The sequence below is a fragment of the Moraxella lacunata genome (assembly GCF_900453205.1).
Taxonomy (GTDB): domain Bacteria; phylum Pseudomonadota; class Gammaproteobacteria; order Pseudomonadales; family Moraxellaceae; genus Moraxella; species Moraxella lacunata_B.
Map to the genome: position 1 here is coordinate 102,012 of NZ_UGQU01000002.1, position 12,056 is coordinate 114,067.

9 protein-coding genes are annotated in these 12,056 nt (G+C 47.5%); 5 read left to right on the forward strand and 4 right to left on the reverse strand.

Annotation, left to right across the window (positions count from 1 at the left end; genetic code table 11):
• Positions 1 to 125 precede the first annotated feature (125 nt).
• From typA to DX073_RS06000, 4 genes are all read right to left on the reverse strand, one after another.
• Positions 126 to 1,967 (reverse strand): translational GTPase TypA, encoded by a 1,842-nt coding sequence (gene typA / locus DX073_RS05985; RefSeq protein WP_115006621.1) that lies wholly within the window; start codon positions 1,965 to 1,967, stop codon positions 126 to 128.
• 162 nt (positions 1,968 to 2,129) lie between these two features.
• Positions 2,130 to 3,350, reverse strand: a complete 1,221-nt coding sequence (locus DX073_RS05990) for an OmpA family protein (RefSeq protein WP_115006623.1) — start codon at positions 3,348 to 3,350, stop codon at positions 2,130 to 2,132.
• Positions 3,351 to 3,598: 248 nt separating this feature from the next.
• A complete protein-coding gene (locus DX073_RS05995; protein WP_115006624.1) occupies positions 3,599 to 4,333 on the reverse strand; it encodes a pyridoxine 5'-phosphate synthase in 735 nt (244 codons plus the stop codon).
• Positions 4,334 to 4,359: 26 nt separating this feature from the next.
• Entirely contained in the window at positions 4,360 to 5,790 is a 1,431-nt protein-coding gene (locus DX073_RS06000) for a C13 family peptidase (protein WP_115006626.1), read from the reverse strand.
• Positions 5,791 to 6,321: 531 nt separating this feature from the next.
• Between DX073_RS06000 and ccoS the strand changes: the two genes are divergently transcribed.
• From ccoS to DX073_RS06025, 5 genes are all read left to right on the forward strand, one after another.
• Positions 6,322 to 6,534 (forward strand): cbb3-type cytochrome oxidase assembly protein CcoS, encoded by a 213-nt coding sequence (gene ccoS / locus DX073_RS06005; RefSeq protein ID WP_036387736.1) that lies wholly within the window; start codon positions 6,322 to 6,324, stop codon positions 6,532 to 6,534.
• Positions 6,531 to 7,367 carry a sulfite exporter TauE/SafE family protein gene (locus DX073_RS06010; RefSeq protein WP_115006628.1) on the forward strand — a complete coding sequence of 279 codons (837 nt, stop codon included), beginning with the start codon at positions 6,531 to 6,533 and terminating at the stop codon, positions 7,365 to 7,367. Before ccoS ends, DX073_RS06010 begins: the two co-directional genes overlap by 4 nt.
• A 226-nt stretch (positions 7,368 to 7,593) precedes the next feature.
• Positions 7,594 to 8,481 (forward strand): LysR family transcriptional regulator, encoded by an 888-nt coding sequence (locus DX073_RS06015; RefSeq protein WP_115006630.1) that lies wholly within the window; start codon positions 7,594 to 7,596, stop codon positions 8,479 to 8,481.
• Between the two features lie 355 nt (positions 8,482 to 8,836).
• Positions 8,837 to 11,683 carry an RNA polymerase-associated protein RapA gene (gene rapA / locus DX073_RS06020; protein ID WP_115006632.1) on the forward strand — a complete coding sequence of 949 codons (2,847 nt, stop codon included), beginning with the start codon at positions 8,837 to 8,839 and terminating at the stop codon, positions 11,681 to 11,683.
• A gap of 16 nt (positions 11,684 to 11,699) precedes the next feature.
• The gene (locus DX073_RS06025; RefSeq protein WP_115006634.1) at positions 11,700 to 12,056 is read left to right on the forward strand and encodes a 5-carboxymethyl-2-hydroxymuconate Delta-isomerase; all 357 of its coding nucleotides are present in this window, start codon (positions 11,700 to 11,702) and stop codon (positions 12,054 to 12,056) included.

A 12,056-nucleotide genomic window follows, 5' to 3' on the forward strand; every position in this document is an offset into this window, starting at 1 on the left:
TCGTGAATTTTTAGCTCAGTAGGTTGAATTGATAAGACCCATTATAAATCCAACCCCACCCCCATATCAAGCCACCATACTTTCGCCCAATAAAAATCCAACCCCGTAGGATTGGATTTTTTGGATTATTTGGAACGGCTGTGTCTTTTGCGTTCGTTTTCCGTCAAATATTTTTTACGGATACGGATAGATTTTGGCGTAACTTCCACCAGCTCATCATCTTCAATAAATTCAAGTGCCTGCTCCAAGCTGTACTCCAACGCAGGGGTCAAAATAATGGCATCGTCCGAGCCTGACGCACGGATATTGGTCAGCTGTTTGGCTTTGGTTGGGTTTACCACCATGTCATCGCCACGAGAGTTGATACCCACAATCATGCCTTCATAGACTTCAAGCTGTGGTTTGGCAAACAGTCGCCCACGCTCCTGCAAGCTAAACAAAGCATAACCTAGGCAAGTACCTGTTACCATAGAAATCAGTACGCCATTTTGACGTTTGGCAACCGCACCCTCTTTCATCTCACCATAATGGCTAAAACTTGATGTCATGATACCCGTGCCAGATGTCATGGTCAAGAACTCCGAGCGAAAACCGATAAGCCCACGAGATGGCACGGTCGCCTCGATACGGATACGACCTTTGCCATCCACCTCCATGTTGGTCAGTTCGCCTTTGCGGTTGCCCATCTGCTCCATGACCGCCCCTTGATGCTGCTCTTCGACATCAAAAGTTACGTTCTCGTACGGCTCACACATCACACCATCAATCTCTTTGATGATAACCTCCGGACGAGACACGCCAAGCTCAAAGCCCTCACGTCTCATGTTTTCAATCAAGACAGATAAATGTAGCTCACCACGACCCGACACCTTAAAGCGGTCTGGGCTGTCGGTGTCTTCAACACGAAGTGCCACGTTGTGAATAAGCTCACGGTCTAGGCGTTCACGAATGTTACGGGACGTGACAAATTTACCCTCACGCCCTGCAAATGGCGAATCATTGACTTGGAACGTCATCGATACAGTCGGTTCATCCACCGACAATGCTGGTAAGGCTTCGACTTCTTTGGGGTCGCAAATGGTGTCTGAGATGTTAAGATTGTCAATACCTGTCACGCAGACGATGTCACCAGCTTGGGCAGACTCCACGTCCACACGCTCAAGTCCATGATAACCCATGATTTTTAGGATACGACCGTTACGTTTGTTACCGTCTTTATCCACGACCACCACAGGCGTGTTGGTCTTGATAGAACCACGCTGAATACGACCCACGCCAATCACACCCACAAAGCTGTTATAGTCAAGGCTTGAAATTTGCATTTGGAATGCACCGTCCACGTCCACTTTTGGTGGTTCAACGATGTCCACAATCGTTTCAAACAATGGTGTCATGTCGGGAGCAAGCTCATCAGGCGACAGCCCTGCAATGCCGTTAATGCCTGACGCATAAACGATGGGAAAATCAAGCTGTTCGTCTGTACCGCCCAGATTATCAAACAAATCAAACACTTGGTCGATTACCCAATCGGCACGGGCAGCAGGTTTGTCAATTTTGTTGATAATCACAATCGGCTTTAAACCACGGGCAAACGCCTTTTGGGTAACAAAACGAGTCTGCGGCATGGGACCTTCTTGGCTATCTACAAGCAGTAGCACACAGTCCACCATAGATAACACACGCTCCACCTCACCACCAAAGTCGGCGTGTCCAGGGGTGTCCACGATGTTAATGCGGTATTCGGTATCGGTGCGTTTGTCCGTCCATTTGATGGCGGTGTTTTTGGCAAGAATGGTGATACCACGCTCACTTTCTAGGGCGTTTGAGTCCATGACTCGTTCAATCTCACCCGCTCGCTCGCCCAAGGCACCTGATTGTTGTAAAAGTTTATCAACCAAGGTTGTTTTGCCGTGGTCAACGTGGGCAATAATGGCAATATTGCGTAGATGTTGGATATTGTTTGACATAAAATCTCAAAATTTTAAATAAAAATAGGGGTGTAAATTAAGAACTTACACAAAAGCTGTCTATTATAGCATGGATTTGACTAATAATAATATAAAATGCCAAGTTTTAGAAAATAAAAAACCACCCAAATCACTTTGGATGGTTTTTGAATAATCAGAAGATTATTTGGTTTGTGGCACTTCAGTTACCTTGTTACCTTGGATAACTGCATAAACACGGCGGTTAAGTGCTTTGTTTTCAGCAGTATCGTTAGGTGCTACAGGACGGTCAAAGCCATAACCTACCGCAGAGATACGGTTAGGAGCGATACCGAACTCGTTAGATAGCATAGACTTCACAGCATTCGCACGAGCTTCAGATAGGCGTTGGTTGTACTTAGCACTTGAACGCTTGCTGTCTTTGGAAGCGTGACCTTCGATGGCAGCAGTTGCGTTCGGGAATTCACGCATCTTGTCAGCAACTTTAGCAACTTCTTCACGGAACTGTGGTTTGATGTTTGACTTGTCACGGTCAAAGAATACACGAAGTTCCATGCGTAGGTCTTCACCCACCACGTCTATTACAGGGCAACCATTAGCATCAACACGCAAGTTACGTGGGGTATCTGGGCATAAGTCTAGATGGTCAGCAACACCATCACCATCGCTGTCGATGAACTGCTCTTCAAGAACTTGTACAGGTTGAACCACTGGCTCATGAATAGGTGCCACAGGTACGGTAGGTGCCAAACGACCGCCTAGAGTCACTTCAAGACCTGCTAGGGCTTGACCTTCCCACCATGCGTTGTCAAAGTTGTGAACGGCACGAGCTTCGCCACGTAGAGCTAGAGCGTCATTGATTAGGTAACGAGCACCTAGACCTAGGTTACCAATAGTATCTTTTGATTCAGATACTTCCGAACCATCTTGACGGCTTTCAACTTTGTACTTAGCTTGACCAGCACCAATAAGCACATAAGGCTTGAATTTATTGTTAGTGTAGCCTGAGAATTGCTCAGTACCGATTAGGAAGTTACCAGAGATGATTTCTTCTTTAGCATCAAATACGTTGTTAGGGCTAGCATTTGCAGAAGCTTTTGAAGCTCTTGCATCAGTATCAGTTACGCCGTATTCTACTTGGAATTGAGTAGATGGGGTAAGTTCCACACCTAGAGCGATACCAGTATATAGGTCGCTTTCAAGAGCAACACCACCATTAGTTGGGTTGGTTGGTGCGTTGGTGTTAGCGTTATTAAGTTGCTGACCAGTTTTGAAAATCTCACGTTGCTTTTTGTGAGCTTCATCTTGGTATTGATAACCAACTAGTGGGGTTACGGTTACGCCAGCAGATGCGGCGGTAGCAGCAGTGGCAACCAATGCCAAAGCAATTTTATTAAGTTTCATAAATTCCTCCAAAGGATGGTTTTGATAAAGTCAAACACACTTAGACTATCACTGTCTATTCTAACATTAAGCGGAAATATTTTTCAACACAAATTACAAAAATAATTCAGCTTTCTGACAGATGGGGATAGCTTAACGGCAAAATAAGGATTTGACAACCTTTTTTTGATAAAAAATACAGTTTATTACATAAAAGTTGCCAACTTTTACAATAAAATGGGGTTTTTAGCGATAAATGGCAATAACAATTAATCAGAGAATGCTTGTCTCATTTTTTTAACGGCGTTATCTAGTCCCACAAATACACCATCGGCAATAATACTATGCCCAATGTTTAATTCATGAATGCCGTCAATTTGAGCAATGGGGGCAACATTATCCACCGTCAAGCCATGCCCTGCATTGACCAAAAAGCTCGGGTGCTTGGATAAAGCAAATGCCACCGCCATTTTAACACGGTCTAGCTCATGGGCGATTCTGTCTTGGTTATTTTCAAGGTAACACTCGGCATACGCCCCTGTATGAATCTCAATGGCATCCGCCCCAAGCTCTATCGCTCTGTCAATCTGGGCGGTATCGGGGTCTATAAAGAGCGATACTTTGATGCCGACATTTTGCAGGTCTTTGATAAAGTTAGGTAATTTATCATTATTGATGACATCAAGCCCACCTTCGGTCGTCACCTCTTGGCGTTTTTCGGGGACAAGGCACACCCACTGGGGGCGGACATCGCAGGCAATGGCAAGCATCTCATCGGTTACCGCCATTTCTAGGTTCATTGGAATGCCAATCGCTTTTTTCATGGCATAGACGTCAGCGTCCTTGATATGACGGCGGTCTTCACGCAAATGCAGGGTAATGCCGTCCGCCCCTGCTTGCTCACACACCACCGCCCCTTTGACAGGACACGGATAATCCACGCCACGAGCGTTACGAAGTGTGGCGATGTGGTCAATATTAACACCAAGTCGGGGGGTTTTCATGGTTTTTCCTTAATATGTCGCATATGTTAGGGCTTGCCATCTGCTGGCATGGTCGGCTCTTGGCTGTTGTCAAAAAGCGTTTGCTCAAGCTCGGGCAGTGCCGTTTTCATGAGACTACCGACATACATCTGTGGCTCTGATGGCGTAAAGCCCATGAGTGCTTCTAGCTCGCCCACCCGCTTTTTGGTGTAGGCGTAGGCGTTATCAAAAGTGTTTTTATCGCCACGCAAGCCTTCGGCAAAAAACGCCCGCCCAAAATAACTCAAATCGGCGTTATGACCGCACCCAAAAGACGCTCTATCGGCAGCCGATGCGGTAATGATGAGCGTGGTCGGTGACGCCAAACTCTCAATAAACGCACCCGAGTAGCACGATGAGATGACAATCACCCGCCAACGAATGCCCGATGCGTCAAGCGTCTCTTTGAGCCACACAGGGTCAATGTCGTCCAAATCCAGTGGCGGATTATCCAGCACCAAATCCCCCAAAATCTGACCGCTCTCATCCACCGCCCCGTGTGAGCTTAACGTCAAAAACAGCACGTCTTCATCGGCATTCATCTGTTTGCCGATGGTTTGGAGCGTCTCGTGAATACTGGTCTTAGTGGCGATGGGGTCAGACTGCCATGTGTTTGGGTTATTGATGAGTGCAATTGATTTGCCCTTTGTGCCAAAACGCACATCAAACAGCTGTTTTGCCTGCTCTATTTCATTGGTAAAGACATCTAAATCGCTATATCCTGCCACACCCATAAAGTACCAGTCGGTCTCGCCCGTCTCAGACTTTTCAATGTCCGCCAAATGGTCTGCCAAAATCATCGGCTGGGCATAAAAGGCGGTCTCGCTGATGGTCGGGTTTTGGTTTTTTACCTTAAAAATAGGTTGGTCTGCCACGTTTTTTTGCCACACCACCAAAAGAGCAATCGCCCCTATCATCATGATGACTCGCTCCCACCACTGCCAGTGCAAACGCTTGGCGAAAATCAACAGTAGTGCCGCCGTCTGCCACACAAACAGTGCCACAAACAAATCAGGCAAAATGCGATACATCCAATTTGGTAGCCAGTTTTGCAAGCTCAAAAACTGCATGCCACTTTGCACCAAAATCAGTAGCGTATCTGCCACTAGCCACAAAATCACAGGCACAAACAGCAGTGAGTAGTTCAGCGTACGCTTGGCAAGCAAAATCCCTGCAATGAGCATGATGGTCGGCCAAATCAAGTAGCTAATCAGCCCCTGCTCGTTAAAGTCGCTACCAAAATTTGCCGTCAGCCACGCCAATAAGATATTGACCGCCAACGCCAACAGAGCAAACAGCACAAACTGCCCAAACGTGGGCTTGACCCAATTAAAGGCACGCACCGACCCCACCAACATCCACAAGGCAGCGACGATGTTAGCGGCAAAGTTTAGGGAAAATCTTGGTAGGGATTGGATTTTTAGGGATTCTAGTGACAAATGGCGACTCTTTATCAGGTATAAAACAAAAGGTTAAATTGGCTTATTTTCGCAAAAATTTACGGTTGTGGCAAGTGATTTTATAAAAATTTGGTGCATTACTGTTTATCAATGACGAAATGACTGACGTTCATTCGTTAAATCAGCAGAGTTTATTTTTAGAAAAAGTTATACACCCAAGAAACTTTAAAATTACTACAAATACAATGATGTGTGGGCGTAGGGGCGTGCTGAGCACGCCTTGTATAGCAATATCATCAAAGGGTGTGCAGAGCCAACCCCTACAAACCCTTGATAAATATCAAGTTGGTTGAGTGTACTTGCTCAAAAACCATAAATTTTTTGTGGATTTTTTAAAAACTTAACCGCCAAAGCGGATAAATATGTTAGAATATTACCCCTATCTTGGTTTGGGTTGATTGATTGGTACTGGGGCATTTTCCCTTTGTCCAAATTTATCAATAAATACGCCATTAACCAAGAGTGAATTTACACCTTTCTACCTTTAACACCTTTTATAAAAGAGATGACATGGTCAGTATCTACCTGCTCATTCCATTAAGTCTTATGCTGTTCGTTGTGGCGATTTGGGCGATTGTGTATGCGGTCAAATCCAACCAGTTTGAAGACTTAGACAACGCCCCCGACCAAATCATCTTAGACGACCGTCAAGCCCGCCGTGACACCCTAAATCACGCTCGCCAGGCAAACCAAAATAACCAACACCACAAGGATAACGCATGAGTATCGCTCTATTAATACCTGCCCTTGCCATGGGCTTTTTGGGGTCGCCACACTGCATGGGCATGTGTGGGGGCATTGTGACTGCTTTTGGCATTTCGATGAAAAACCTAAGCCCTCAAAAACGAGGCATACTCATCGCCAGCTATCACACAGGGCGACTGCTCAGCTATATGGGTTTGGGATTGATTGCCACCCTCATTGGCGAGAGCGTGCTTGCTCCGCTCATGACCGATAACGCTCTGCCACGCATTGTGCTGGGTCTGGCGATTGTGTTTGCCGCCCTACTCATGCTTGGCGTGCCATTTTTAAATCGCCTTGAAAAAGTGGGACTGGGTCTGTGGAATCGCCTTGCTCCTGTCCGCCAAAAGGTACTGCCCATGGATAGCTTGCCCAAGGCTCTGGGAGCGGGTCTGCTGTGGGGACTACTTCCCTGCGGTCTGGTCTATGGGGCACTGGTCATGGCGATGAGTGTGGCGGCGGCAGGGCATGAACCCATCATGGGCATGCTGTTCATGCTCGCCTTTGGGGTTGGTACGTTGCCCATGCTTGTCATGACGGGGGCGGCACTGTCATGGCTACAACAGAAGGTCAAAGCCTTTAACCTGCGTAAATTTAGTGGAGCTGTTATGCTCATCTCGGGGCTGTCTGTCATGCTCTCGCCCACCATCATGCATCTCATGCACGGTCATCATCATGGGGGGCATGGCAATCATGGTCATGCACACGGTGAACACCACCACGAACACAATCATCAAATGAGCCAAGACGCTCATGCAGGGCATGAACATCATCATGACCATGGGCATCAGCACAGCCGTGACCACCATCATTAAATGCCATCATCAAAGCCCCGTCATGGGGCTTTGACATGATTGGGCGGATGTTTTTATGGACACGCAAAGCCAACCCCCAAAACCTATGGCAAATATCGAATTCATTGGGTGTACAAAAAACCACACCCCATTATCAATCACTACTTATTCTCATTATCAACCTTTTAACCTGAAAAATTTTTGATTTTATGATAAAATACTGAAAAATTTTTAACCCAAAACCGCCATGCTAGAAATCCGCCATTTGCAAATGCTCTCCGCCCTTGACCGCCTCGGTTCGCTTGCCATGACTGCCGATGAGCTTAATTTGACCGCATCCGCCATTTCTCACCAGTTAAAAGAGCTAGAAAGCTATTATGACATTACGCTGGTCAATCGCCGTACTCGCCCTGTAACCTTTACGCCAGCAGGTCGCTTGGTTTTGCAGCTTGCCGATAATGTCCTGCCGCAAGTCGCTCGCACCAAAGCCGACATAAGGCGTTTGGCACACGGACAAGCAGGGCAGCTAAGACTGGCAAGTGAGTGCCATAGCTGTTTTGATTGGCTGATGCCGATTTTAAATGTCTATCGTAACGAGTATAGCGATGTGGAGCTCGATTTTGCTTCTGGGTTTGAACCCGAACCACACCAAATGCTCCTAGACGGCGACATTGACCTACTCATCACGGCAAGCGATTTGCCGATAGACGGTATCCATTATGAGCCACTGTTTACCTACGAAAGTCGCCTTGTGATGTCGCCCACACACCGCTTGGCAAGCCATAGCGTGATAACTCCTACCGACCTAGCGGACGAGACACTCATCGCCTATCCTGTGGAGCAGACTCGCCTTGATGTCATTGCCAAATTCTTAGAGCCAAATGGCGTTACCCCCAAACATATTCGCACGACCGAGCTTACCGCCATGCTCATTCAGCTGGTGGCAAGTGAGCGGGGTGTGTCGGCACTGCCCGACTGGGTGGCGAGCGAATATGAGAAAAAAGGCTGGGTGGTAACACGTCCGCTCGGGGCGGGGGTATATTGTCAGCTGTATGCAGGGGTGCGTGAGAGCAGTATGGATATGGCGTATATTAAGGGGTTTTTGGGGTTATTGGAGGGGATTAAAAAGCCGTAATCGGACAGTAAAAGATGATGGCAAATATAGTGATTTTGACGGATTGGCATTTGATGTGGATAAATTTGGATAATATGTTTGATTTATCTTAGGCAGTTTTTATTTTATTTTGCCTTGTCAAATAAAATCTTTCTATTTTAATCTTGCCACCTTTAACCCCATCAAACTTAACCCTGTCAAACCACGCCTAAAAATAGGACAACCATCATTACGCTATTTACCCCCTGCCACCCACAACAAATTTTTATTGCAAAATCCCACCCATTTCACTTAAAATAATCAATTTGCCTTTATAAAATGGGGATTGCCCCCATAAACATAAATTCATCACATCTTTACCGAGCGTTAAATTTTTATGAGCGTATTTGCCATTGGTCAGCGTTATTTGTCCGATTCTGAGAGTAATTTGGGGTTGGGCGTGGTCATCGAAGTGGACGACCGCTGTGTTCACATCTTATTTCCCCAAAGCGAAGAAAAACGAGTGTATGCCAAAGCATCCGCTCAACTGTCACGGGTGGTCTTTGGCAGTGGCGATACCATTTTTGACCAAGACGGACAAGAGTTCGTGGTGGCAAGCTGTGAAGAGATAGCCGATGTCATGCGTTATCACTTGACCTGTGGCAAAAGTCTCATGGAGACTCGCCTATCAGCAAACATCACGCTCGCCAAGCCCTTGGAGCGACTGCTGGCAGGACGCATTGAGCATAATGAGCATTATGAAGTCCGTCAAGACGCCTTGAAACTCAACGCCATGCTCACCCGTCATCCGCTTCGTGGACTCATCGGGGCAAGAGTAGACATCATCAACCATCAGCTCTATATCGCTCACGAAGTCGGCAAACGCCTAGCCCCCCGAGTACTGTTGGCGGATGAAGTGGGACTGGGCAAGACGATAGAAGCAGGGCTTATCGTTCATCAACAGCTCATCACAGGGCGGGCAAATCGGGTGCTTATTCTTGTCCCTGACAGCTTACAGTATCAGTGGATGATAGAGTTAAAACGCCGATTTAACTTAGACTTTGCCATTTTTGACCTAGTGCGGACAGCATCCATCAAAGAGCATAACCCTGATGAGAACGTGTTTGGCACCGAACAGCTCATCATTGCTAGCATTGATTTGTTGCTTGACCATCATGACCTATATGAGCAGGCGTATGCATCGGGCTTTGATTTGCTTGTGGTGGATGAAGCCCATCATCTACATTGGGACAGCGAGCAAGGCGGTAATGACAAATACGAATTGGTGGCAGATTTTGCCCAACACATCGCAGGGGTGTTACTACTGACCGCCACGCCAGAACAGCTTGGGGTAGAGAGTCATTTTGCCCGTCTGCGACTGCTTGACCCACACCGCTTTGATGATTTGGATGATTTTATTGCCTCCCAAGACGCCTTTGCGGACGTGGCAATGGTGGCAACTTTGCTGATAGACGGCAAAGATTTGACCGACAAACAAATCACGGCAGTGGCAGGACTGCTCGGCTTTGATGTCAGCGAAATTGCCGACATCAACACCAATGACAAACTCCGCCAACACATCATTAACGAACTGCTAGACCGACACGGCACAGGACGTGTGCTGTTTCGTAACACCCGAGACAGCGTGCAGGGTTTTTATGGACGTACCAGTATCGCCTATCCGCTCCCCCTGCCAAGTGCATGGCAAAACACCCCTTACACCCATGGCAAATTGCGTGAACAGCTGTGGGGCGAAGAGAGCTTTCCCGACGGCTCATGGCTAGAAGCTGACCCCCGAGTGCCGTGGCTCATTGAGCTGTTAAAAAACGACTTAAAACACAACAAAGTCCTGCTCATCGCTCGCTCTGGGGCGACCATTGAGAGCCTAGAAGCGGTGTTACGTCTGCACGCTAGCATTAAGACCGCCATCTTTACCGAACAGATGAGCCTGCTGGAGCGTGACCAAGCATCTGCCTACTTTGCTGACACACATGGGGCTCAGATACTGCTGTGTAGCGAGATTGGCTCGGAGGGGCGTAATTTTCAATTTGCCCAAGATTTGGTGTTGTTTGATTTGCCTGCCAACCCTGACACCTTAGAGCAACGTATCGGACGACTTGACCGTATCGGACAAATCGCCCAAATCCGCCTGCATGTCCCTTTTGTCGTTGGCACCGCCCAAGAACGCCTATATCATTGGTATGACCACGCTCTAAACATCTTTAACCACATCAGTCCCACCGCCCAAACGGTGCAAGAGCATTTCATCGCTGACCTAAAACCACTACTAGAAGGGCAAGGCACGCCCAATGACTTTGCCGAACTGGTGGCGGACGCAACCGCCCTGCGTATACAGCTCGAAGAAGAGCTACAAGCAGGGCGAGACCGTCTACTAGAATACAACTCATGCCGTCCTAGCGTGGCAGGACGTATCGTGCAAGCCATGCATGAGCTGGACAACACGCAGATACTGCCAGTATTTCTTGACCGCTATCTGGACGCACTCAACGTCGATTATAGCATTAGCCGTGATGATTCGTGGGTCATTCATCCCATTGACAGCACCGAAGTGCAGGACATCTCGGGACTGCCCCTTGACGAAGACGGTATGACCCTAACTTTTGACCGCACCCAAGCCCTGACCCGTGAAGACATGGCATACATGACCCTAGAACACCCACTCATGACGGGCGTGTTGGAGTCCATCAAGTCAGGCACGTTTGGCAACACCAGCGTGGTGCTGTTAAAATCATCCGCCATGCCACAGGGTCTCATGCTCATCGAAAACCACTTTCGAGTCGAAGCCATCGCTCCCAAACACCTAAACCTATCCGCCTATCTGTCAGGGCAAATCATCCGTGTGCTACTTGCCGAAAATGGCAATGACCTAACCAAAGTGGCAACCCCCGACAAACTTCTACCCATCATTGACAGACTGGACAAAGCCAAAGCCCGTCAAGTCATCAAGGCAAGACATGAAGTCATCGGCAACATCACCGCCCTAGCCAAAACCAAGGCAACCGATGAGCTGTCCGCCATCAGTGCGTCCGCCCAAAGCCAATTTGCCGACCATCTGGATAAAGAGATAGGACGACTGCAACGCCTACAAGCCATCAATCCCAACGTGCGAGATGATGAAATAAAGACTCTCATTGAGATGAAAGAGCAGGGACTGTCGGCATTGGCAAATCTATCGCTCGTGCCTGACAGCATTCGTGTGCTGATTTGTGTCAAACCTGATTAATCCAAAAGGAAGTTTTATGCCCCATCTTACCCTAGAATTATCCAAAAACCTAAAAATCGCCGATGAAGCCGATTTGTTATTAAAGCTAAATACCGCCTTATTTGAAAGCGGTCAATTTGCCCAGTCCAAAGACATCAAAAGTCGTGTATATCATGCCACAGACAGTCTTATCGGACTGGCGTTTGATGATGGCGAGCATTTTGTGGTGGCACATTTGGCGATTATGGCAGGTCGCAGTGATGAGATAAAGGCGGATTTGGTCGGGCGTGTGATGAGCGTATTACAAAGCGAGATTGGTAAGACTTATCAAAACGTGCAATATGCGGTGAATTTGACTGAATTGTCCAACGTTTATCAAAAGGCGATTGTGTAA